Source organism: Citrobacter sp. CRE-46 (genome assembly GCF_059615875.1).
The window spans coordinates 3,331,753-3,355,897 of sequence record NZ_CM184341.1 but is presented as its reverse complement, the minus strand read 5'-3'; the positions used below and the strand labels follow the sequence as shown (position 1 = coordinate 3,355,897).

Here is a 24,145-nt window from a genome sequence, read left to right as displayed (position 1 = left end):
TAGCTTACAGACGTTGCTTAAACTGGTAATAACGCCCCTGCCTGGCTAACAGATCTGCGTGATTACCTTGCTCAATAATTTGTCCGTTGTCCATCACTATTATTTGATCGAAACGCGACAATCCGCGCAGACGATGTGTGACCATCAGCACGGTTTTATCCCGCATCACATCGCCAATTAATTCAAGCATTTGGCTTTCTGTTGTGGCATCAAGCCCTTCGGTAGGCTCATCCAGCAGCATCAGCGGGGCATCATGCAGCAAGGCGCGGGCGATAGCCAGACGGCGGAGCTCGCCGCCGGAAAGCTGACGACCGCCTTCGCCCAACCAGGCGTTGAGCCCATCGTCTTCAAGCAGTTTTTCCAGACCGACGCGGCGCAGGATCGCGGATAATGCTTCATCGCTGGCGTGCGGAGCTGCCAGCAGCAGGTTATCGCGAAGCGTAGCGCTAAACAGATGTACGCGCTGTGGCACGACGCTGATGATTTGGCGCAATGTGGCTTCATTCAGGGCTGAAAGCGGTCGATCGTTAATCAGGATTTCGCCACTTTGCGGATCCCAGGCGCGGGTCAGCAATTGTAACAACGTTGACTTTCCGCAGCCAGTGCGACCTAAAATAGCGATGTGCTCACCGGGTTTTGCCAGTAAAGAAAGGGTGTCGAGTGCTTTTTGCGTCTGCCCCGGATAGCTGAATGAGACCTCACGCAGGGTAAGAGTGAGCTGCTCAGAAACCGGAGATTCGGTATCCGGGAAGGTGACTTCTGGCTGCTGTTCGGTCAGTTCGGTGATGCGTAATGCAGAGGCGATAACCTGGCCGAGATGCTGAAACGCGCCGGTGACAGGCGCTAATGCCTCAAACGCAGCCAGCGCACAGAAGACAAACAGCGCGATTAGCGCGCCTGGCTGGGTATTTCCGCCCACGTCGCCTGAGGCCATCCATAACATCATAATCACCGCCAGCGCGCCGATTAACAGCATGATCGCCTGCGACAGCGCCGTTAATTCGGACTGACGTCGCTGCGCTTCATGCCACTGCAATTCAGTGGCTTCCATTTGAGCGCGGTAGCGTTCACTGGCGCCGAAGATAGTTAATTCAGCCTGGCCCTGCAGCCAGGAGGTTAATTGCTGACGATATTGCCCACGCAAATGCGTCAGGTTTTGCCCGGTACTTTTACCGGCCTGATAAAAGAGTGGGGGCAGAATGAATAAGGTCAGCAGCATAATACCGCCGAGGGTGACAGCCAGCGTGAAATCGAGAACGCTCAGTCCCAGCGTGACCACCATGATGACGACAAACGCTCCCACCAGCGGAGACAGAACGCGTAAATAAAGATGATCGAGCGTGTCGACATCAGCGACGACGCGGTTAAGTAATTCACCTTGTCTATAGCGGGACAGGCCAGCAGGGGAGAGCGGTAGCAGCTTGCTGAAGGTATAAATCCGCAGGTGTTGCAGCACTCGGAACGTGGCGTCGTGACTGACCAGGCGCTCGAAATAACGGCCTGCGGTTCGGGTGATTGCCGCACCACGTACGCCCGCGGCGGGGAGCATATAGTTAAAACTGTAAATTCCAGTGACGCCCACCACCGCAGAAGCAGACAGGAACCAACCTGAGAGCGTCAGCAAGCCAATACTGGCCAGCAGCGTAACGATCGCCAGAACGATGCCCAGCGTTAACATCCATTTGTGACGTTTATACAGCGTCAGATAGGGTAGCAAAGCGCGCATTTAGATATCCTCCTGACGATGAGCCAGTAGTGTTGCAAAAGCACCGTTGGCAGCGCTAAGTTCAGCCCAGCTACCTTGTTCAACGATCTGACCATCCTGCATGACCCAGATAGCATCCCAGTCGGCAAGATCTTCAAGCTGGTGCGTCACCATCAGCGTGGTCTGGCGGCGCGATGCTGCGTTCAATGCCTGCATCACGCGTTGTTCACTGTGGGCATCAAGGCTGGCTGCGGGTTCGTCCAGCAGAAGCAACTGACACGGATTAAGTAACGCGCGCGCCACGGCCACGCGCTGCGCTTGACCAACAGAAAGTCGGGCCGCCTGATCGCCGACTGGCGTATCTACGCCCTGCGGCAGCAGCGGTAAAAACTCGCTCACCCAGGCGCTGTCGAGTGCGGCCTGAAGCTGTTCTTCACTGGCATCGGGCCGTGCCAGCAGTACGTTTTCGCGTAACGTGGCGGCAGGAAGCTGCGGGTTTTGCCCAACCCACGACAGCTGTTTGCGCCAGGAATCAGGCGACAGGTCGCGTAGTTCAAAACCATTGATCCGCAGCGATCCCTGATAAGAAAGAAAACCGGACAGAACATTCAGCAGCGAACTTTTTCCGGATCCGCTACGTCCTACCACTACCGCACGTTGACCTGCTGTCAGGGTAAAGTTGAGCGGTCCCGCAAGCACTTTGCCTTCCGGTGAGGTGATGACCAGACCTGCAGCCTCAATTGAAACGGCATCTTTCGTCGCCAGCTCAATCTCACCACGCTCAGGGTGCGCCAGCGGGGTTTCCATAAAGGTTTTCAGACTGTCTGCTGCTCCGACGGCTTGCGCTTTGGCGTGATAAAACGTCCCGAGATCGCGCAGGGGTTGGAAAAACTCCGGTGCCAGAATGAGCGCCAGGAAACCGGACGCCAGCGTGACGCCCATACCGTAGTGGCCGAAGTCAAGCTCGCCGAGGTAGGAAAAACCGAAGTAAACCGCGACCAGAGCGATAGACAACGACGTAAAGAACTCGAGGACCCCGGATGACAGGAATGCCAGGCGCAGGACTTCCATCGTACGCTGGCGGAAATCCTGTGATGCTGCGCGAATACTTTCTGTTTCGGCTTCACCGCGGCCAAATATTCTCAGCGTTTCCATACCCCGGAGGCGATCGAGAAAATGACCGCTTAGTCGGGCAAGCGCCTGAAAGTTGCGGCGGTTAGCGTCGGCTGCGCCCATACCGACCATCGCCATAAACAGAGGGATTAGCGGGGCGGTTCCGAGCAGAATAAGAGCGGCTACCCAGTTTGACGGAAAAACGGCCGCCACAATCAACAGGGGAACGCATACGGCCAGCGCCATTTGCGGCAGATAACGCGCATAGTAATCATGCATATCGTCAATCTGCTCGAGGATCAGGGTCGCCCAGCTCCCGGCTGGTTTACCCTGTATCCAGGCCGGACCCGCCTGTTGCAGGCGATCGAGAACCTGGCGACGAATCTCAAAGCGAATATGTTGCCCGGCGTGAAACCCGACGCGTTCGCGCAACCAGACGACCCATGCGCGCAGGATGAAAACCAAAATCAGCACGATGAAAGGGAGCAGAAGCGCTTCCCGGGGGATATTGCCCATGATCATATGGTCCAGAATTCGGGCCATGAGCCAGGCCTGAGCGACAATTAACAGGCCGCTCACGAATCCCAGCAGGCGTGAAATGTTCAGCCATCGTTGGGATATTACACTTTGCTGTTTTAACCAGCGGGTCAGCTCTTTTTGACGGGTTTTATTCATTGCACGCTTAGCAGGTGAGTTATTGGAATTTTTGGGCAGGACAATGTTACAACGAGGCAAAAATAAAGGCGACTTATAGTCGCCTTTTTTACTTTTGTTACTGATTTGTAAAACTTATTTGCAAGCGTCTGCCAGACCGTCGAGATAACGTTCTGCGTCAAGCGCAGCCATACAACCCGTGCCAGCAGAAGTGATCGCCTGGCGATAAATATGGTCCATCACGTCACCCGCTGCGAAGACGCCTGGAATGCTGGTTTGCGTCGCATTGCCGTGAATACCGGACTGAACTTTGATGTAGCCGTTTTCCAGTTCGAGCTGACCGTCGAAAATGGCGGTATTCGGGCTGTGACCGATGGCGACAAACAATCCCGCAACGTCAAGTGATTCAACGTTGTCAGTATTTTGCGTATCGCGCAGACGCAGTCCGGTTACGCCCATTTGATCGCCAGTCACTTCTTCCAGCGTACGGTGCGTATGCAGCACGATGTTGCCGTTTTCCACTTTATCCATCAACCGCTTGATAAGAATTTTCTCAGCACGGAAGCTGTCGCGACGGTGAATCAAATGTACTTCAGATGCGATATTCGCCAGATACAACGCTTCTTCAACAGCGGTATTGCCACCGCCGATCACCGCAACTTTTTGGTTACGGTAGAAGAAACCGTCGCAGGTGGCGCAAGCGGAAACGCCGCGGCCTTTAAATGCTTCCTCTGAAGGCAAGCCCAGGTAGCGTGCGGACGCGCCAGTGGCGATGATCAATGCGTCACAGGTGTATTCACCGCTGTCGCCGGTCAGACGGAAAGGGCGGTTTTGCAGATCAACTTTGCTGATGTGATCAAAAATGATTTCTGTCTCAAATTTGGTCGCATGTTCGTGCATACGTTCCATCAGCAATGGGCCAGTAAGATCGTGCGGATCGCCAGGCCAGTTTTCCACTTCTGTTGTTGTGGTCAACTGACCACCTTTTTCCATACCGGTAATCAGTACCGGTTGCAGGTTAGCGCGTGCAGCGTAGACCGCAGCGGTATATCCCGCAGGGCCTGAGCCCAGAATAAGAAGTTTACTGTGTTTGGTTGCGCCCATGAGATCCCCATAGTTGTTGGCAGGCAATGAGCAGGATTGTAGGGAATTTACAGGCGTAAAAAAAGAGTATGGCGATTTTGTTAACAATATGTGTAATAGCGGAGACCGATGAACGACAGATTGAGTCGTAATACTATAACGATTTCTACTTAAAATCGGTCAGTTATAAGGTGATAAAATGACGAATTTCCATCACTGCGACTGAATAACTGGCATGTTGTACTAAAAATCGATGTTTTGCTTTGACAATCCCCTGCTGTTTTGCGAAAACATTCAAGGAAGAAAAAAACTGTGTCATGTATGTGCTGCATAATCATGCATGTAGATACCATGTTTACCGTGTTAGCGAAATCTACGCATGGTGTGGACAGATGCCATTCGTGATGTCGATAGCCGCCGACAGGCAACGGTCTTCTCACCATAAACCCAGACATTGCAAGCCGTAAATCCCTCTGGGCTGCGGTTTATTTTGATGGGGAGCGACTCTGAACAGTGATGTTAGTAGAGTCAGGCAGGAGTAGGGAAGGAATACAGAGAGACAATAATAATGGTAGATAGTAAGAAGCGCCCTGGCAAAGATCTCGACCGTATTGATCGTAACATTCTTAATGAGCTGCAAAAGGATGGGCGTATTTCTAACGTCGAGCTTTCTAAACGTGTGGGACTTTCACCGACGCCCTGCCTTGAGCGTGTGCGTCGGCTGGAAAGGCAGGGTTTCATTCAGGGCTATACAGCGCTGTTAAACCCACATTATCTGGATGCATCACTTCTGGTTTTTGTTGAGATAACTCTGAATCGTGGCGCCCCGGATGTGTTTGAACAATTTAACGCTGCAGTACAAAAACTTGAAGAAATTCAAGAGTGTCATTTAGTTTCCGGTGATTTCGACTATTTGCTGAAAACACGCGTACCGGATATGTCAGCATACCGTAAGCTGCTGGGGGAAACCCTGCTGCGTCTGCCTGGCGTAAATGACACACGTACTTATGTAGTAATGGAAGAAGTCAAACAGAGCAATCGTCTGGTAATTAAGACGCGCTAACACGGAACAGGTGCAAAATCGACGCAGTTTGATTACACTCCTGTTAATCCATACAGCAACAGTGCCGGGGCAACCCGGTGCTGTTGTCCGTTTTAGCATCGGGCAGGAAAAGCCTGAAACCTGGAGAGCCGTTTTTGAGCCAGGAATACACTGAAGACAAAGACGTCACATTGACGAAGTTAAGCAGCGGGCGCCGACTTCTGGAAGCGCTACTGATCCTTATTGCCCTTTTTGCCGTCTGGTTGATGGCTGCCTTACTCAGCTTTAACCCCTCGGATCCCAGTTGGTCGCAAACCGCATGGCATGAACCTATCCATAACCTGGGAGGCATTCCCGGTGCATGGCTGGCGGACACGCTGTTCTTTATTTTTGGCGTCATGGCCTACACCATTCCGGTCATTATTGTCGGCGGCTGCTGGTTTGCCTGGCGACACCAGGCCAGCGACGAATACGTCGATTATTTTGCTGTTTCATTGCGCATTATTGGCGTTCTGGCCCTGATCCTCACCTCCTGCGGGCTGGCCGCAATTAACGCCGATGACATCTGGTATTTCGCCTCTGGCGGGGTGATTGGCAGCCTGCTCAGCACTACGCTGCAGCCATTACTGCACAGTAGCGGCGGTACGCTTACGCTTTTGTGCATCTGGGCTGCGGGATTAACGCTGTTTACCGGCTGGTCATGGGTGAGCATTGCGGAAAAACTGGGTGGCTGGTTACTTAATACCCTGACATTTGCCAGCAACCGTACCCGCCGCGACGATACCTGGGTCGATGACGAAGAATATGAAGATGAAGAAGAGTTTGTCGACGCCGCTGATGGTAAACCCCATGAATCGCGTCGGGCTCGAATTCTGCGCGGTGCGTTAGCGCGCCGTAAACGCCTTGCTGAGAAATTTACCAATCCGCTGGGCCGTCATACTGATGCTGCGCTGTTCTCCGGCAAACGCATGGATGATGAACACGACATTGAATACAGCGCCCGTGGCGTGGTCGCCGATCCGAACGATGTGCTGTTTTCCGGTAATCGGGCAACATTGCCTGAATACGACAAACTCGATCCACTGCTGAACGGTCATTCGGTGACAGAGCCGGTAGCTGCCGCAGCAGCAGCCACAACGGCATCTCAGGCCTGGAGCGCGCCGGTTGATCCGCTGTTGCAAACGTCGCCAGTTACCGGCACCGTTATGGAGCAATCGACGCCAGCCGTTGCCTGGCAATCCGCGCCTGGCCCGCAAACCGGTGATGCGGTGATTGCGCCTGCGCCTGAAGGTTATCCGCAGTCAGCCGAATATGCTCAGCCTGCGGTGCAGCAGCTGTATGAGCCATGGCAACAGCCAGTTGCACAGGAGAATCCTCAGCCGGAATATTACGCACCGCAAACGTCTGAACCGGTGTATGCGCAACCCGCCGCGCCGCAGCCGCAGGAATTCACCGCGCAGCAAAACTGGCAGCAGGAACCTGTTTATCAGCCGGAGCCTGAGCCGCAACCGGTCTATCAGCAGGAGCCTGGCTTCCAACAACCTTCCGCGTTCCAGCAACCTGTGGTTGAACAACCTTCTGTAGTGGAACCTGAGCCAGTTGTTGAGGAGACGAAACCCTCTCGTCCGCCGCTCTACTATTTTGAAGAAGTCGAAGAGAAACGAGCGCGCGAGCGTGAGCAGTTGGCCGCCTGGTATCAGCCTATTCCAGAACCCGCTCAGGAGCCTGAGCGTGTTAAGCCGTCTATGCCATCTATGCCGACGGCTGCCTCCATTCCGCCCGTTGAGTCTGTTGGTGCCGTTGCGCCGCTGGCTGCCGGGGTGAAAAGCGCCGCTTCTGGGGCAAATGCCGCTGCCGCAGCACCTGTGTTTAGCCTTGCGGGTAGCGGTGCGCCGCGTCCGCAGGTGAAAGAAGGGATTGGCCCGCAACTGCCGCGCCCGAATCGTGTGCGCGTGCCTACCCGTCGGGAGTTAGCATCGTATGGCATAAAACTGCCGTCACAGCGTATGGCTGAAGAGAAAGCTCGCGAAGAGCAGCTTGATACCAATGCGTACAGCGACGATGAAATTGATGCAATGCAGCAGGATGAGCTGGCACGTCAGTTTGCCCAGTCTCAGCAGCACCGTTATGGCGATGATTATCAGGACGATACCCATCAGACTGATGACGAAGATTTGGCCGCAGAAGCGGAACTGGCTCGCCAGTTTGCCTCGTCCCAGCAGCAGCGCTATTCCGGCGAACAGCCTGCCGGGGCCAATCCGTTCTCGCTTGATGACTTTGAATTTTCGCCAATGAAAACGCTGGTGGATGACGGTCCGCATGAGCCGCTGTTTACGCCAGGCGTGATGCCTGAGCCTGCGCCGCAGCACCAGGAACCTGTCGCACCGCAGCAGCATTATCAGCAGCCGGCACAGCCTGCCGCACCGCAGCAGCATTATCAGCAGCCGGCACAGCCTGTCGCACCGCAGCAGCATTATCAGCAGCCGGCACAGCCTGTCGCTCCGCAGCAGCATTATCAGCAGCCGGCACAGTCTGTCGCACCACAGCAGCATTATCAGCAGCCGGCACAGCCTGTTACACCGCCGCCGCAGGATAGCCTGATCCATCCACTCTTGATGCGTAACGGCGACAGCCGTCCGGTTCAGCGTCCGAGTACGCCGTTGCCATCGTTAGATCTGCTCACGCCGCCGCCGAGTGAAGTTGAGCCGATTGATACTTTTGCACTGGAACAAATGGCGCGTCTGGTGGAAGCGCGTCTGGCGGACTTCCGTATTAAAGCTGATGTAGTGAACTACTCTCCAGGGCCGGTCATTACCCGTTTTGAACTAAACCTGGCACCAGGGGTTAAAGCGGCGCGCATTTCCAACCTGTCACGAGATCTGGCGCGTTCGTTGTCGACCGCTGCGGTCCGCGTGGTCGAGGTCATTCCTGGCAAACCGTATGTCGGACTGGAATTACCGAATAAAAAACGTCAAACCGTTTATCTGCGCGAAGTGTTAGATAACGCGAAATTCCGTGATAACTCGTCCCCGTTGACTGTGGTGCTGGGTAAAGATATTGCGGGCGAACCGGTTGTTGCCGATCTGGCGAAAATGCCGCACCTGCTGGTGGCAGGGACTACCGGTTCCGGTAAGTCTGTTGGGGTGAACGCCATGATCCTCAGCATGCTGTATAAGGCGCAGCCAGAAGACGTTCGCTTTATCATGATTGACCCTAAAATGCTGGAGCTGTCGGTTTATGAAGGCATTCCGCATCTGCTGACTGAAGTTGTGACCGACATGAAAGATGCTGCCAACGCTTTGCGCTGGAGCGTCAATGAAATGGAACGTCGCTACAAACTGATGTCGGCGCTCGGCGTACGTAACCTTGCCGGTTATAACGAGAAAATCGCCGAAGCAGCTCGTATGGGACGTCCGATCCCGGACCCGTACTGGAAGCCGGGCGACAGCATGGACGTTCAGCATCCAGTGCTGGAAAAACTGCCGTATATCGTTGTTCTGGTGGATGAATTCGCCGATCTAATGATGACCGTAGGTAAGAAAGTGGAAGAACTGATTGCACGTCTGGCGCAAAAAGCGCGTGCGGCGGGGATCCACCTGGTGCTGGCAACCCAGCGACCATCCGTTGACGTCATTACCGGTCTGATTAAAGCGAATATCCCGACGCGTATTGCCTTTACCGTCTCCAGCAAAATTGACTCGCGTACTATCCTTGATCAGGGCGGCGCGGAATCGCTGCTGGGGATGGGCGATATGCTCTATTCGGCGCCGAACTCGACGATTCCTGTGCGTGTACACGGTGCCTTTGTTCGTGACGAAGAAGTTCACGCGGTGGTGCAGGACTGGAAAGCGCGCGGTCGTCCACAATATGTTGATGGCATTACCTCAGACAGCGAAAGCGAAGGTGGCGCTGGCGGCTTTGATGGTGGCGAAGAGTTAGATCCGTTGTTCGATCAGGCGGTGAACTTTGTTACCCAAAAACGCAAAGCTTCCATCTCCGGTGTTCAACGACAGTTCCGTATCGGTTACAACCGAGCGGCGCGTATTATCGAACAGATGGAAGCGCAGGGAATTGTCAGCGAGCAAGGGCATAATGGTAATCGTGAAGTGTTGGCTCCGCCGCCCTTCGATTGATTGCAAAGTTAAGTAATTCAGTATTTTCTACTTTCCTCATGCTGTTTTTTGGCCTGAAATGGATAGCAGAGGGATCTCCCCGTTGGGAGTGACGTATTTTGAGGAATAACGATGAAAAGAATCGCAATCACCTGTGCATTACTGTCGAGCTTTGTAGTGAGCAGCGTCTGGGCTGATGCTGCCAGCGACCTGAAAAGCCGCCTGGATAAAGTCAGTAGCTTCCATGCCAGCTTTACGCAAAAGGTTACGGACGGTAGCGGTGCGGCAGTGCAGGAGGGGCAGGGTGATTTATGGGTTAAACGTCCTAATCTGTTTAACTGGCACATGACGCAGCCTGACGAGAGCATCCTGGTCTCTGATGGTAAAACGCTGTGGTTCTTTAACCCGTTTGTTGAACAAGCCACTGCAACCTGGCTGAAAGACGCCACCGGCAACACGCCGTTCATGTTGATTGCGCGTAACCAGGCCAGCGACTGGCAGCAGTACAACATTAAGCAAAACGGCGATGATTTCGTGCTGACGCCGAAAACCAGCAACGGTAACCTGAAACAGTTTACGATCAATGTTGGGCGTGACGGGACGATCCATCAGTTTAGCGCCGTTGAGCAAGACGATCAGCGCAGCAGCTATCAACTGAAATCGCAGCAGAATGGCGCGATTGAACCATCTAAATTCACCTTTACCCCGCCACAAGGTGTAACGGTTGACGATCAACGTAAGTAGAGGCGTGTGAGTGAGCAATCTGTCGCTCGACTTTTCTGATAATATCTTTCAGCCATTGGCCGCGCGTATGCGGCCAGAAAATTTAGCGCAGTATATCGGCCAGCAGCATCTGCTGGCTACCGGTAAGCCTTTGCCCCGCGCCATTGAGGCCGGGCACCTGCACTCTATGATTTTATGGGGACCGCCGGGAACGGGTAAAACCACCCTTGCCGAAGTTATTGCCCGTTACGCTAACGCCGATGTTGAACGAATTTCGGCGGTCACCTCTGGCGTAAAAGAAATTCGTGAAGCGATTGAGCGTGCGCGTCAGAACCGTAACGCTGGCCGACGCACAATACTGTTTGTGGACGAAGTCCATCGATTTAATAAAAGCCAGCAGGATGCGTTTTTACCGCATATTGAAGACGGTACAATTACGTTTATTGGCGCTACCACCGAAAACCCCTCGTTTGAATTGAATTCGGCGCTGCTGTCGCGGGCACGCGTTTATTTGCTGAAATCGTTAACCACCGACGATATTGAACAGGTGCTTGACCAGGCAATGTCAGACAAAGCGCGTGGCTACGGCGATCAGGATATTGTTCTGCCACAAGAGACGCGTCGGGCGATTGCTGAACTGGTTAATGGTGATGCGCGGCGGGCGCTGAATACGCTGGAAATGATGGCCGATATGGCCGAAGTTGATGATTCCGGCAAGCGCGTATTGAAAGCGGAATTACTGACCGAAATTGCCGGTGAACGCAGCGCGCGCTTTGATAATAAAGGCGATCGCTTTTACGATCTCATCTCCGCCTTACACAAGTCGGTACGTGGTAGCGCGCCGGATGCGGCGCTCTACTGGTATGCGCGAATCATTACCGCGGGTGGCGATCCGCTGTACGTTGCCCGTCGCTGCCTGGCGATTGCCTCTGAAGATGTGGGCAACGCAGATCCTCGCGCTATGCAGGTGGCGATTTCCGCGTGGGATTGTTTCACTCGCGTGGGACCCGCGGAAGGCGAGCGAGCAATCGCTCAGGCGATCGTCTACCTGGCCTGTGCGCCGAAGAGTAACGCGGTTTACACCGCCTTTAAAGCCGCGCTGGCCGACGCCCGTGAACGTCCGGATTACGACGTTCCCGTTCACCTGCGCAATGCGCCGACTAAGCTGATGAAAGAGATGGGCTACGGTCAGGAGTATCGTTACGCGCATGATGAACCAAATGCCTATGCCGCCGGAGAAGAGTACTTCCCCCAGGAAATGGCACAAACGCGCTATTATCGCCCCACAAACAGAGGTCTTGAAGGCAAGATTGGCGAAAAGCTCGCCTGGCTCGCCGGACAGGATCAAAATAGCCCTATAAAACGCTACCGTTAGTGTTATCGTTGCGGTAATGTTGTCTCTGTATCCCTGTGACCGCAGGCTGTGGTCACTTTTCCCATTTTAATTCGATAAGCACAGGATAAGCATGCTCGATCCCAATCTGCTGCGTAATGAGCCAGACGCAGTCGCAGAAAAACTGGCAAGCCGGGGCTTTAAGCTGGATGTAGATAAGCTGCGCGCTCTTGAAGAGCGTCGTAAAGTTCTGCAGGTACAAACTGAAAACCTGCAGGCAGAGCGTAACTCTCGATCGAAATCCATTGGCCAGGCAAAAGCGCGCGGGGAAGATATCGAGTCTTTACGTCTGGAAGTGAACAAACTGGGCGAAGAGCTGGATGCCGCGAAAGCTGAACTTGATACCTTACAGGCCGAGATCCGCGACATTGCGCTGACCATTCCTAACCTGCCAGCGGATGAAGTTCCGGTGGGTAAAGATGAAAATGACAACGTCGAAGTCAGCCGCTGGGGTACACCGCGTGAGTTTGATTTCGAAGTCCGCGATCATGTTACCCTGGGTGAAATGCACACGGGTCTTGATTTCGCCGCTGCGGTGAAGCTTACCGGCTCTCGTTTCGTGGTCATGAAAGGGCAGATCGCACGTATGCATCGTGCGCTGTCTCAGTTCATGCTGGATCTGCATACCGAACAGCATGGTTACAGCGAAAACTATGTTCCGTATCTGGTTAACCATGACACGCTGTATGGTACCGGGCAACTGCCGAAATTCGCTGGCGATCTGTTCCATACCCGTCCGCTGGACGAAGAAGCTGACAGCAGCAACTACGCGCTGATCCCAACGGCCGAAGTTCCGCTGACTAACCTGGTGCGTGACGAAATCATTGACGAAGATGCGCTGCCGATCAAAATGACCGCGCATACGCCGTGCTTCCGTTCTGAAGCAGGCTCTTACGGTCGTGATACCCGTGGTCTGATCCGTATGCACCAGTTCGATAAAGTTGAGATGGTGCAGATTGTTCGTCCGGAAGATTCAATGGACGCACTGGAAGAGATGACCGGCCACGCCGAGAAGGTTCTTCAACTGCTGGGTCTGCCGTACCGTAAGATCATTTTGTGCACAGGTGACATGGGCTTCGGCGCATGCAAAACCTACGATCTGGAAGTGTGGATCCCAGCGCAGAATACCTATCGCGAAATCTCATCCTGCTCCAACGTGTGGGATTTCCAGGCGCGTCGCATGCAAGCGCGTTGCCGCAGCAAATCCGACAAAAAGACCCGTCTGGTGCATACCCTGAACGGTTCCGGTCTGGCAGTTGGACGTACGCTGGTGGCGGTAATGGAAAACTATCAGCAGGCAGATGGCCGCATTCAGGTTCCGGAAGTATTACGTCCGTACATGAATGGCCTGGAATTCATCGGCTAACCTATCTTTCTATGCTAAAAAGCGCCTCAGGGCGCTTTTTTTATGCCCGTTTGACGTCGGACAATAACCCTTACCTACATAGGAGTAATACTGCCTTCGAATGAAAGTCAGTATCTACCAGTCTGTATAGTGATACTAGCGATATATAAAAATATATACAACGAGTATTTATTTTTTGTTTATTGTGAGCAGCAGAGTGAGCCCCTATGAAAACTAAGATCCCCGATGCCGTGCTGGCAACTGAGGTTAGTCGCCGCGGTTTGGTAAAAACGACGGCGATAGGCGGGCTGGCGGTGGCCAGTAGCGCGTTTACCCTGCCATTTACCCGTATTGCAAACGCTGCAGAAGCCATTAATCCTACGCAGCGCAATGAGAAAGTCATCTGGAGCGCGTGTACGGTGAACTGCGGTAGCCGCTGTCCACTGCGGATGCATGTGGTAGACGGTGAAATAAAATATGTCGAAACCGACAACACAGGTGATGATAACTATGACGGCCTGCACCAGGTGCGTGCTTGTCTGCGTGGTCGCTCCATGCGTCGTCGCGTTTATAATCCCGATCGTCTGAAATACCCGATGAAACGTGTCGGTAAGCGCGGCGAAGGTAAATTTGAGCGCATCAGTTGGGATGAGGCGTACGAGATTATTGCCAGCAACATGCAGCGTCTGATTAAAGACTATGGTAACGAATCTATCTATCTGAACTACGGCACCGGCACGCTGGGTGGCACCCTGACACGCTCCTGGCCGCCGGGTAAAACCCTGGTGGCACGTCTGATGAACTGCTGTGGTGGGTACCTGAATCACTACGGGGACTACTCTTCGGCACAAATCGCTGCCGGGTTGAACTACACCTACGGCGGCTGGGCCGACGGTAACAGCCCGTCCGATATAGAAAACAGCAAGCTGGTGGTGCTGTTCGGTAATAACCCTGGTGAAACCCGTATGAGCGGGGGCGGGGTAACCTACTACCTTGAACAGGCGCGCCAGAAATCCAATGCCCGGATGATTATTATCGATCCCCGATATACCGACACCGGCGCGGGGCGTGAAGATGAATGGATCCCGATCCGTCCTGGTACAGATGCGGCGCTGGTTAATGGTCTGGCGTATGTTCTGATCACCGAAAACCTGGTGGACCAGGCGTTCCTCGACAAATACTGCGTGGGTTACGACGAGAAAACCTTACCGGCCGACGCGCCGAAGAATGGCCACTATAAGGCGTATATTCTTGGGCAGGGGACAGACGGTATTGCCAAGACCCCGGAATGGGCGGCGCAGATTACCGGTATTCCCGCTGACCGTATCATCAAACTGGCGCGTGAAATTGGCAGCGCTAAACCGGCATACATCAGCCAGGGTTGGGGGCCGCAGCGTCATGCTAACGGTGAAATAGCGACCCGCGCTATTTCTATGCTGGCCATTCTGACCGGTAATGTTGGTATCAACGGCGGCAACAGCGGTGCGCGTGAGGGTTCATACAGTCTGCCGTTTGAGCGTATGCCTACGCTGGAAAACCCTGTTGAAACCAGCATCTCAATGTTTATGTGGACGGACGCTATTGAGCGTGGCCCGGAGATGACGGCGCTGCGTGACGGCGTTCGCGGCAAAGATAAGCTTGATGTTCCGATTAAAATGATCTGGAACTATGCTGGTAACTGCCTGATTAACCAGCACTCTGATATTAACCGTACGCACGAAATCCTGCAGGATGAGAAAAAGTGCGAGATGATCGTGGTCATCGACTGCCATATGACCTCCTCGGCGAAATATGCGGATATTTTGCTGCCAGACTGTACCGCTTCCGAACAGATGGACTTCGCGCTGGATGCGTCCTGCGGAAACATGTCCTATGTGATTTTCACCGATCAGGCGATCAAACCACGTTTCGAATGCAAGACTATCTACCAGATGACCAGCGAGCTGGCGAAACGCCTTGGCGTTGAGCAGCAGTTTACCGAAGGTCGTACTCAGGAAGAGTGGATGCGTCATCTGTATGAGCAGTCGCGTAAAGCCATTCCTGAACTGCCTGGGTTTGAAGAGTTCCGCAAACAAGGCATCTTTAAGCAGCGAGACCCTGAAGGACACCACGTGGCGTACAAAGCGTTCCGTGAGGATCCCAAAGCCAATCCGCTCACCACGCCGTCGGGTAAGATCGAAATTTATTCGCAGCAGCTTGCCGAGATCGCGGCAACCTGGGAGCTACCGGAAGGGGATGTGATCGATCCATTACCGATTTATACCCCTGGCTTTGAAAGTTTAGACGATCCGCTGGTGGAGAAATTCCCGCTGCAACTGACCGGCTTCCACTACAAATCTCGCGTCCACTCGACCTATGGCAACGTAGATGTTCTGAAAGCATCCTGCCGCCAGGAAATGTGGATCAATCCGTTGGATGCGCAGCGACGTGGCATTGACAACGGCGACAAGGTACGCATCTTTAACGATCGTGGCGAGGTGCATATCGAAGCGAAAGTGACCCCGCGTATGATGCCCGGCGTGGTGGCATTAGGCGAAGGGGCCTGGTACGACCCGGACACGAAGCGTGTGGATCAGGGCGGCTGTATTAACGTCCTGACGACTCAGCGTCCTTCTCCTCTCGCGAAGGGGAATCCGTCACATACGAACCTTGTTCAGGTTGAAAAGGTGTAAGGAGTAACCGATGACAACCCAGTATGGATTTTTTATTGATTCCAGCCGTTGCACCGGTTGCAAAACCTGCGAACTGGCCTGCAAAGACTTCAAAAATTTAACCCCAGATGTCAGTTTCCGCCGCATTTACGAGTACGCGGGTGGCGACTGGCAAGAAGACAATGGCGTCTGGCATCAAAACGTCTTTGCCTATTACCTCTCTATTGCCTGTAATCACTGTGAAGACCCGGCCTGCACCAAGGTGTGTCCGAGCGGCGCGATGCACAAACGTGAAGATGGCTTCGTCGTCGTGGATGAAGATGTGTGCATTGGCTGTCGGTATTGCCACATGGCCTGTCCTTACGGTGCGCCCCAGTACAATGCTGAAAAAGGACATATGACCAAATGCGATGGCTGCCATGAGCGCGTCGCTGAAGGTAAGAAACCTATCTGCGTTGAGTCCTGCCCACTGCGTGCGCTGGATTTCGGTCCGATTGACGAACTGCGCAAAAAACACGGTACTCTGGCCGCGGTTGCGCCACTGCCGGGCGCGCACTTCACCAAACCGAGCATTGTTATCAAACCTAACGCCAATAGCCGCCCGACCGGGGATACCACGGGTTATCTGGCCAATCCGAAGGAGGTGTAAGATGGGAAGTGGATGGCATGAATGGCCGCTGATGATCTTCACGGTCTTCGGACAGTGTGTGGTTGGTGGCTTTATCGTTCTGGCGTTGGCGTTAATGAAAGGGGACTTACGTCCTGAATCACAGCAGCGGGTAATCGCCTGCATGTTCGGGCTGTGGGTACTGATGGGTATTGGCTTTATTGCTTCTATGCTCCATCTGGGCTCGCCGATGCGTGCCTTTAACTCGCTCAATCGCGTAGGCGCTTCTGCGCTGAGCAATGAAATCGCCAGTGGTTCAGTGTTCTTTACCATTGGCGGCATCGGCTGGCTGCTGGCGATGTTGAAAAAAATGCCGCCCGCACTACGCAATCTGTGGTTAGTTGTCACCATGGTGCTGGGCGTCGTTTTTGTCTGGATGATGGTACGTGTGTATAACACCATTGATACCGTGCCGACCTGGTACAGCGTCTGGACGCCGCTGGGTTTCTTCCTGACGCTGTTTATGGGCGGTCCGCTGCTGGGATATCTGCTATTGAGAATTGCCGGTATTGACGGTTGGGCGATGCGTCTGCTGCCTGCCATTTCGGTTCTTGCTCTGGTCATAAGCGCCATTATGTCTGTAATGCAGGGGGCCGAACTGGCGACGATCCACAGTTCGATTCAACAGGCGTCTGCGCTGGTTCCGGATTATGGCTCACTGATGGCCTGGCGGATCGTGGCACTGGCGTTAGCGTTGTGCTGCTGGATTGTACCGCAAGTCAAAGGTTACCAACCCGCAATACCACTGCTTTCCGTCGCGTTTATTCTGTTGATAGTCGGCGAGCTGATTGGTCGTGGCGTGTTCTATGGCCTGCATATGACTGTCGGTATGGCGGTTGCAAGCTAATTCATAATATGCCGGATGGCGGCTCGTGCCTTCTCCGGCCTACAGATCCGTAGGCCTTAACGCGCGCGCCATCAGGCATTATGTTACGCCAGGTTATTCCCCGGTTTTTTATTTCTGTTTCGTTAACGTATCGTAGCTGGTCATCAGATTGCGATAATCCGGAATGTGATTAGAGAACAACGTCGCCAGCCCTTCGATATCGTTACGCCAGTCACGGTGTAGTTCACACGCGACGCCGAACCATGTCATCAATTGCGCGCCAGCCTGCGACATCCGATCCCATGCTGAATGGCGGGTGATTTCGTTAAATGTACCTGAAGCATCAGTGACGACAAAAACGTCAAACCCTTCTTCTATCGCGGAGAGCGCAGGGAAGGCGACACAAACTTCCGTCACGACCCCAGCAATGATCAACTGCTTTTTACCAGTCGCTTTCACCGCCTTCACAAAATCTTCGTTATCCCACGCGTTGATGTTTCCCGGGCGAGCAATATAAGGCGCATCGGGGAATTGAGCTTTTAGTTCCGGTACCAGCGGTCCGTTCGGTCCTGTTTCAAAACTGGTGGTCAGAATAGTCGGGAGCTTGAAGTATTTTGCCAGATCACCCAGGGCAAGCACGTTATTCTTGAATTTATCGGGATCGATATCCCGAACCAGAGAGAGCAAGCCAGCCTGATGATCGACCAGCAATACTGCCGCATTATCTTTATCAAGTCTTACGTAAGGTTTCGTCATGATATTTCTCCTGTTCGGCATCGGTGCGGGAAATTTGATGAGTTTAAGTCTGGAGAAAGAACGGTATCCGGACTGGAAATATAAATAAGAACTGACTGTTCTATTTCGAAGACAATACCGCTCTGCATCTCGCATAGAGTTTAGTAAGAAATAAAAGTAAGGGGAGTCCATGAAATTTTTCGACTGAACGTAACGTGAGATTTTTGTTTTAGATCAATAAAAACAAGCAGATGTGTTTTTGTATTTTTTATCTATTCACATTAAGAATCAGTAATGCAAATCGATCGTCAGAAAAGCGCCTCAGCCCTTTGATTACGCCGATTGACAATGTTTTTGGCAGTGGCATGATGCGCATGAAATTTGAACTTCCTCACGGTTTTTATTCATGTCCATCTATACCCGTCCCGTCATGCTTCTGCTGTGCGGGCTGCTTCTGTTGACCCTGGCGATCGCCGTGTTAAACACGCTCGTCCCGCTTTGGCTCGCCCATGAAAATCTGCCAACCTGGCAGGTCGGTATGGTGAGTTCGTCCTACTTTACCGGTAATTTGGTAGGGACGTTGCTGACCGGGTATTTAATTAAACGCCTTGGATTTAACCGCAGCTATTACCTCGCCTCGTTTATTTTTGCCGCGGGCTGTGTTGGGCTGGGGGTTATGGTTGGATTCTGGAGCTGGATGAGCTGGCGCTTTATTGCCGGCGTTGGCTGCGCCATGATTTGGGTGGTAGTGGAAAGTGCGCTGATGTGCAGCGGGACTTCGCGCAATCGCGGACGTTTGCTTGCCGCCTATATGATGATCTATTACGTGGGGACGTTCTTAGGACAATTGCTGGTCAGTAAGGTATCAACAGAATTGATGAACGTGCTGCCGTGGGTGACGGGAACCATCCTGGCTGGGGTTTTACCGCTGCTCTTTGCGCGCATCGCCAATCAGCAGGGTGATGAACAGCACTCAACCCCTATTGTATCGATGCTGAAGCTGCGACAGGCGCGTCTGGGCGTTAATGGCTGCATTATTTCCGGGATTGTGCTGGGCTCTTTGTACGGCCTGATGCCGCTGTATCTGAACCATCAGGGAGTAAGCAATGCCAGCATTGGTTTCTGGATGGCGGTTCTGGTTAGCGCCGGTATTCTGGGGCAATGGCCGATTGGCCGCCTGGCGGACAAGCTGGGACGCCTGCTGGTCTTACGCGTCCAGGTGTTTGTGGTGATCGTCGGAAGTATTGCTATGCTGAATCAGGCGGCGATGGCCCCCGCATTATTTATGTTAGGTGCGGCAGGTTTTACTCTCTATCCGGTCGCGATGGCCTGGGCCTGTGAAAAGGTGGAACATCATCAACTGGTCGCCATGAATCAGGCTTTGCTATTAAGCTATACCGTTGGCAGTCTGCTTGGCCCTTCGTTTACCGCAATGCTGATGCAGAATTACTCAGATAGCTTGCTGTTTATCATGATTGCCAGCGTATCGTTTATTTATTTACTGATGCTGCTGCGCAAGACGGGCCATACGCCCAATTCTATCGCGCATATTTGACCTGTTTTAACAGAATGCGAACAGGTGTACTTGTTGGGCTGGGATTGATTTTCCCGCTGCTGGCGAGAAGAGGGCGTTAAGAAGGCATGAGGTGGGTAACTGGTTTGTTACCCACCTTAAGACTTAATACATCACTTTATGACCATACTGCTCAAGGATGCCTTTCACTCGCTCCATGGTCTCTTTCTTCGGCGGCTTCACACCATCGAGTTTGTACTCTTCGCCCATCGCTACCCATTTGTGTTTGCCCAGTTCGTGGTAAGGTAGCAGCTCGATTTTTTCAACGTTGCCCATATCGCGGGTAAATTCGCCCAGACGGTGCGCGGAGTCGTCATCGTCAGACCAGCCTGGCACTACCACGTAACGGATCCACACTTTAATGTCTTTGTTCGACAGGTAACGAGCAAATTCCAGCGTGCGATGGTTAGACACGCCGACCAGATTCTGGTGGATTTCGTCGTTCATCTGTTTGAGATCGAGCATCACCAGGTCGGTGACTTCCAGCAGTTCATCAATTACCGGATCGTAGCGGCGAACAAAACCGTTGGTGTCCAGGCAGGTGTGAATGCCTTCTTTTTTACAGGCGCGGAACCAGTCACGTACGAACTCAGCCTGCAGGATGGCTTCACCGCCGGATGCCGTCACGCCGCCACCGGAGGCGTTCATAAAGTGGCGATAAGTCACGACCTCTTTCATTAATTCGTCGACAGTGACTTCTTTACCGCCGTGCGTATCCCATGTGTCACGGTTATGGCAATACAGGCAGCGCATCAGGCAGCCCTGGAAGAAGGTAATAAAACGGATGCCCGGGCCGTCTACAGTGCCACAGGATTCAAAGGAGTGAATGCGACCAATAACTGACATTGCGGTGTTTCTCCAGATGTGGCCCATCCGGGGCCTGTGTTAGTGCACAGTTATTAACTGTGTCGAGTCTGTTTTGGCTGCTATCCATAAGTATAGATAGCTGACAAAGCAGGCTATTAAAAAGGCCCCACTTACGTGGAGCCTTTATTGTACGCTTTTTAAAGTACGATTTCAGTCAAAACCAATTACATGGTCTGAGTGAAGGTACGAGTAATAACGTCCTGCTGCTGTTCTTTAGTCAGGGAGTTAAAACGTACTGCGTAGCCAGAAACGCGGATGGTCAGCTGCGGATATTTTTCCGGATGTTCCATCGCATCCAGCAGCATTTCACGGTTCATGACGTTCACGTTCAGGTGCTGACCACCTTCGATGGACGCTTCGTGGTGGAAGTAACCATCCATCAGACCAGCCAGGTTAGTCTTACGAACTTCGTCGTCTTTACCCAGTGCGTTCGGAACGATAGAGAAGGTATAAGAGATACCATCTTTAGCGTAAGCAAACGGCAGTTTAGCAACGGAGGTCAGAGAGGCAACAGCACCTTTCTGGTCACGACCGTGCATTGGGTTAGCACCCGGTCCGAACGGCGCGCCAGCACGACGACCGTCTGGGGTGTTACCCGTTTTCTTACCATAAACCACGTTAGAGGTGATGGTCAGAACAGACTGAGTCGGGATAGCGTTACGGTAAGTAGTCAGTTTCTGAATTTTCTTCATGAAACGTTCTACCAGGTCAACCGCCATGTCATCTACACGAGAGTCGTTGTTACCAAACTGCGGGTATTCGCCTTCGATTTCGAAGTCGATAGCCAGACCGTCTTCGTCACGAATCGGTTTAACTTTCGCATATTTGATTGCAGACAGGGAGTCAGCAGCAACGGACAGACCAGCGATACCACACGCCATGGTGCGGATAACGTCACGGTCGTGCAGCGCCATCAGAGAGGCTTCGTAGCTGTACTTGTCGTGCATGTAGTGGATTACGTTCAGCGCGGTGACGTACTGCTTCGCCAGCCAGTCCATGAAGTGATCCATGCGGTCCATCACTTCGTCGAAGTTCAGAACGTCGCCTTTGATCGGTTCAGATTTAGGACCAACCTGCATTTTCAGTTTTTCATCAACGCCGCCGTTGATTGCATACAGCATGGTTTTCGCCAGGTTTGCACGCGCACCGAAGAACTGCATTTGTTTACCAACAACCATCGGGCTTACGCAGCAAGCGATAGCGTAGTCGTCGTTGTTGAAGTCCGGACGCATCAGGTCATCGTTCTCGTACTGCAGAGAAGAGGTGTCGATGGACACTTTAGCGGCGAATTTCTTGAAGTTCAGAGGCAGTTTTTCAGACCACAGAACGGTGATGTTCGGCTCCGGAGAAGGACCCATGGTGTACAGGGTGTTCAGGAAGCGGAAGCTGTTTTTGGTAACCAGAGTACGGCCATCAACGCCCATACCACCGATAGATTCAGTTGCCCAAATCGGGTCACCGGAGAACAGTTCATCATATTCCGGAGTACGCAGGAAGCGAACCATACGCAGTTTCATGACCAGGTGGTCAATCATTTCCTGAGCGTCTTGTTCAGTGATTTTGCCTGCTTTGATATCACGTTCGATGTATGCATCCAGGAAGGTGGATACGCGACCGAAGGACATTGCTGCGCCGTTCTGAGATTTAACCGCGGCCAGGTAGCCGAAGTAAGTCCACTGGATAGCTTCCTGAGCGTTGGTAGCCGGACCAGAGATATCGCAGCCATATTTCGCTGCCATTTCTTTGATCTGACCCAGCGCGCGGTGCTGTTCAGCGATTTCTTCACGCAGACGGATAGTCGCTTCCAGGTTTACGCCGTTTTCCAGGTCAGACTGCAGGGAAACAAACTGCGCGTATTTGTCTTTCATCAGGAAGTCGATACCGTACAGCGCAACGCGACGGTAGTCACCGATGATACGGCCACGGCCATACGCATCTGGCAGACCAGTCAGAACACCGGATTTACGGCAGTTCAGAATGTCTTTGGTATAAACATCGAATACGCCCTGGTTGTGGGTTTTACGGTATTCGGTGAAGATTTTTTTCAGCATCGGATCCAGTTCGCGATTGTACGCTTTGCAGGAACCTTCAACCATTTTGATGCCGCCGAACGGAATGATCGCACGTTTCAGCGGAGCTTCAGTCTGCAGACCAACAATTTTCTCCAGCGCTTTGTTGATGTAACCAGCGTCGTGAGAAGTGATGGTAGAAGCAACGGAGGTGTCAAAGTCAACAGGCGCGTGAGTGCGGTTTTCCTGTTTAACGCCTTCCATTACGCTGTCCCACAGCTTGGTGGTCGCGTCAGTAGCGCCAGCCAGGAAGGACTCGTCACCCTCATACGGAGTGTAGTTTTTCTGAATGAAGTCACGTACGTTTACTTCATTCTGCCAGTCACCTTTGGTAAAACCTTCCCAGGCTGTGGCTAACTTTTCATTAAGCTCGGACATGTAACACCTACCTTCTTAAGTGGATTTTTTATTTACTGCGTGTAATGGGCATCAACAGATTAATGATGATCGTTACCACGCAGGTAAATGACCCAGTATGTCAACCCGACCAACAAACCGCCGCCGATAATATTACCGATCGTAACCGGAATCAGGTTATCGGTGATGAAATTCATCACGGTCAGGTGAGAAAAATTCTCCGGAGAAGAACCGACAGCGGTCCAGAATTCCGGGGTGGCGAAATCGCGTATTACAATACCCATAGGGATCATAAACATGTTTGCGATACTGTGCTCAAAACCGCTGGCAACAAACATTGCGACCGGTAATACCATGATAAACGCTTTGTCCATCAGGCTGCGACCTGAGTAGCTCATCCATACGGCCAGACACACCATCAGGTTAGCCAGGATACCGAGGCTTACCGCTTCAACAAAAGTATGGTGTACTTTGTGGTCGGCTGTTTGCAGGACGTTGAGTCCCCACGCGCCGTTGGCGGTCATATACTCGCCGGAAAGCCACATAAGTAACACGAAGATCAGGGCGCCAATCAGGTTGCCGACATAAACGTTAAGCCAGTTTTTAGCCAACTGTCCCCAGGTAATACGACCACTGGCTTTAGCAACAACAATCAGTACGGTTGAGGTGAAGAGGTCTGCACCGCAGATAACACAAAGGATCAGCCCCAGGGAAAAGCAGATACCACCTATTAATTTTGCCATGCCAAAAGGCATGGTGCCGGTACCGGTTGTGGCGGTGATATAGAAAACAAAGGCAATTGAAATGAATACACCGGCAGTAATTGCCAGATAGAACGTCTTAAGCGGATGTTTCGTTGCTTTATAGACGCCTGCTTCTTCGGCAACTTTGGCCATTGCAGCAGGAAGTAAAAGATCAAAAGGGTTGTCAGCTTTCACACTAACTCTCTCTTTATTAAGTCGGCGACGAGATACTAACAAAGCATTATAGATGAGAATTTGATATAGATCATATCTCGCCTGGCTTATAGGCCCGCAAGACGCATGGTTTTTATGCGAATGCGGAGTAACTTATTGATTATCCATGTAAAAATAAATTTTAAAAATTATAAAGTGAGTTGAATTTTTTCTTTCAGCCTCCTGTTGGACGGTTAATTAATATGGAGTAATTGAGATAAAAGGCCACATTAATAAGCTAATTTTTTTAATATCAACTACTAATATTTAACCT

The 24,145-nt window shown here is 52.5% G+C and carries 16 protein-coding genes; 9 read left to right on the top strand and 7 right to left on the bottom strand.

Annotated elements, in window-relative coordinates:
• Nucleotides 1-4 precede the first annotated feature (4 nt).
• The 3 genes from cydC to trxB all read right to left on the bottom strand — a co-directional run bounded on the left by cydC (nt 5) and on the right by trxB (nt 4,576).
• On the bottom strand, nt 5-1,726 hold the full coding sequence (gene cydC, locus AC534G_RS16340) for a heme ABC transporter ATP-binding protein/permease CydC (RefSeq protein ID WP_069323242.1): 1,722 nt from the start codon (nt 1,724-1,726) through the stop codon (nt 5-7).
• Nucleotides 1,727-3,493: a heme ABC transporter permease/ATP-binding protein CydD gene (gene cydD, locus AC534G_RS16335; RefSeq protein ID WP_038639271.1), complete on the bottom strand. Its 1,767-nt coding sequence runs from the start codon at nt 3,491-3,493 to the stop codon at nt 1,727-1,729.
• A gap of 114 nt (nt 3,494-3,607) precedes the next feature.
• Nucleotides 3,608-4,576 carry a thioredoxin-disulfide reductase gene (gene trxB, locus AC534G_RS16330; RefSeq protein WP_003831889.1) on the bottom strand — a complete coding sequence of 323 codons (969 nt, stop codon included), beginning with the start codon at nt 4,574-4,576 and terminating at the stop codon, nt 3,608-3,610.
• A 547-nt stretch (nt 4,577-5,123) separates the two neighbouring features.
• On the opposite strand from trxB, the gene lrp reads away from it, so the two are divergent.
• The 8 genes from lrp (at nt 5,124) to AC534G_RS16290 (ending at nt 17,335) form a co-directional block, all read left to right on the top strand.
• Nucleotides 5,124-5,618, top strand: coding sequence for a leucine-responsive transcriptional regulator Lrp (lrp, locus tag AC534G_RS16325; protein ID WP_000228469.1), 495 nt, complete (start codon nt 5,124-5,126; stop codon nt 5,616-5,618).
• Between the two features lie 134 nt (nt 5,619-5,752).
• A complete protein-coding gene (gene ftsK, locus AC534G_RS16320; RefSeq protein ID WP_496594430.1) occupies nt 5,753-9,730 on the top strand; it encodes a DNA translocase FtsK in 3,978 nt (1,325 codons plus the stop codon).
• Nucleotides 9,731-9,841: 111 nt separating this feature from the next.
• Nucleotides 9,842-10,453, top strand: a complete 612-nt coding sequence (gene lolA, locus AC534G_RS16315) for an outer membrane lipoprotein periplasmic chaperone LolA (protein WP_085049191.1) — start codon at nt 9,842-9,844, stop codon at nt 10,451-10,453.
• 10 nt (nt 10,454-10,463) lie between these two features.
• The gene (rarA, locus tag AC534G_RS16310; RefSeq protein ID WP_110498506.1) at nt 10,464-11,807 is read left to right on the top strand and encodes a replication-associated recombination protein RarA; all 1,344 of its coding nucleotides are present in this window, start codon (nt 10,464-10,466) and stop codon (nt 11,805-11,807) included.
• Nucleotides 11,808-11,898: 91 nt separating this feature from the next.
• Nucleotides 11,899-13,191 carry a serine--tRNA ligase gene (gene serS / locus AC534G_RS16305; protein WP_003836908.1) on the top strand — a complete coding sequence of 431 codons (1,293 nt, stop codon included), beginning with the start codon at nt 11,899-11,901 and terminating at the stop codon, nt 13,189-13,191.
• 206 nt (nt 13,192-13,397) lie between these two features.
• Nucleotides 13,398-15,842, top strand: a complete 2,445-nt coding sequence (dmsA, locus tag AC534G_RS16300) for a dimethylsulfoxide reductase subunit A (protein ID WP_199981127.1) — start codon at nt 13,398-13,400, stop codon at nt 15,840-15,842.
• Nucleotides 15,843-15,852: 10 nt separating this feature from the next.
• Nucleotides 15,853-16,470 carry a DMSO/selenate family reductase complex B subunit gene (locus tag AC534G_RS16295; RefSeq protein ID WP_038639290.1) on the top strand — a complete coding sequence of 206 codons (618 nt, stop codon included), beginning with the start codon at nt 15,853-15,855 and terminating at the stop codon, nt 16,468-16,470.
• 1 nt (nt 16,471) lies between these two features.
• Nucleotides 16,472-17,335: a dimethyl sulfoxide reductase anchor subunit family protein gene (locus AC534G_RS16290; protein WP_110498504.1), complete on the top strand. Its 864-nt coding sequence runs from the start codon at nt 16,472-16,474 to the stop codon at nt 17,333-17,335.
• Nucleotides 17,336-17,443: 108 nt separating this feature from the next.
• On the opposite strand, the gene ycaC is transcribed toward AC534G_RS16290, so the two are convergent.
• Complete coding sequence (gene ycaC, locus AC534G_RS16285) at nt 17,444-18,070, bottom strand: isochorismate family cysteine hydrolase YcaC (RefSeq protein ID WP_016152433.1); 627 nt, start codon at nt 18,068-18,070, stop codon at nt 17,444-17,446.
• A gap of 385 nt (nt 18,071-18,455) precedes the next feature.
• On the opposite strand from ycaC, the gene AC534G_RS16280 reads away from it, so the two are divergent.
• Entirely contained in the window at nt 18,456-19,604 is a 1,149-nt protein-coding gene (locus tag AC534G_RS16280) for an MFS transporter (RefSeq protein ID WP_038639295.1), read from the top strand.
• A 123-nt stretch (nt 19,605-19,727) separates the two neighbouring features.
• Here the strand turns inward: AC534G_RS16280 and pflA are convergent, their stop codons facing one another.
• From pflA to focA, 3 genes are all read right to left on the bottom strand, one after another.
• Nucleotides 19,728-20,468 (bottom strand): pyruvate formate lyase 1-activating protein, encoded by a 741-nt coding sequence (pflA, locus tag AC534G_RS16275; protein ID WP_003035751.1) that lies wholly within the window; start codon nt 20,466-20,468, stop codon nt 19,728-19,730.
• Between the two features lie 185 nt (nt 20,469-20,653).
• The gene (gene pflB, locus AC534G_RS16270) at nt 20,654-22,936 is read right to left on the bottom strand and encodes a formate C-acetyltransferase (RefSeq protein WP_006685273.1); all 2,283 of its coding nucleotides are present in this window, start codon (nt 22,934-22,936) and stop codon (nt 20,654-20,656) included.
• Between the two features lie 59 nt (nt 22,937-22,995).
• Complete coding sequence (focA, locus tag AC534G_RS16265; protein ID WP_032939923.1) at nt 22,996-23,853, bottom strand: formate transporter FocA; 858 nt, start codon at nt 23,851-23,853, stop codon at nt 22,996-22,998.
• Nucleotides 23,854-24,145 lie beyond the last annotated feature (292 nt).

Bases quoted from the DNA above. Each gene is read 5' to 3' on its own strand.
- cydC (WP_069323242.1), bottom strand. From the start codon at position 1,726: ATGCGCGCTTTGCTACCCTATCTGACGCTGTATAAACGTCACAAATGG.
- cydD (WP_038639271.1), bottom strand. From the start codon at position 3,493: ATGAATAAAACCCGTCAAAAAGAGCTGACCCGCTGGTTAAAACAGCAA.
- trxB (WP_003831889.1), bottom strand. From the start codon at position 4,576: ATGGGCGCAACCAAACACAGTAAACTTCTTATTCTGGGCTCAGGCCCT.
- lrp (WP_000228469.1), top strand. From the start codon at position 5,124: ATGGTAGATAGTAAGAAGCGCCCTGGCAAAGATCTCGACCGTATTGAT.
- lolA (WP_085049191.1), top strand. From the start codon at position 9,842: ATGAAAAGAATCGCAATCACCTGTGCATTACTGTCGAGCTTTGTAGTG.
- serS (WP_003836908.1), top strand. From the start codon at position 11,899: ATGCTCGATCCCAATCTGCTGCGTAATGAGCCAGACGCAGTCGCAGAA.
- dmsA (WP_199981127.1), top strand. From the start codon at position 13,398: ATGAAAACTAAGATCCCCGATGCCGTGCTGGCAACTGAGGTTAGTCGC.
- AC534G_RS16295 (WP_038639290.1), top strand. From the start codon at position 15,853: ATGACAACCCAGTATGGATTTTTTATTGATTCCAGCCGTTGCACCGGT.
- AC534G_RS16290 (WP_110498504.1), top strand. From the start codon at position 16,472: ATGGGAAGTGGATGGCATGAATGGCCGCTGATGATCTTCACGGTCTTC.
- ycaC (WP_016152433.1), bottom strand. From the start codon at position 18,070: ATGACGAAACCTTACGTAAGACTTGATAAAGATAATGCGGCAGTATTG.
- AC534G_RS16280 (WP_038639295.1), top strand. From the start codon at position 18,456: ATGTCCATCTATACCCGTCCCGTCATGCTTCTGCTGTGCGGGCTGCTT.
- pflA (WP_003035751.1), bottom strand. From the start codon at position 20,468: ATGTCAGTTATTGGTCGCATTCACTCCTTTGAATCCTGTGGCACTGTA.
- pflB (WP_006685273.1), bottom strand. From the start codon at position 22,936: ATGTCCGAGCTTAATGAAAAGTTAGCCACAGCCTGGGAAGGTTTTACC.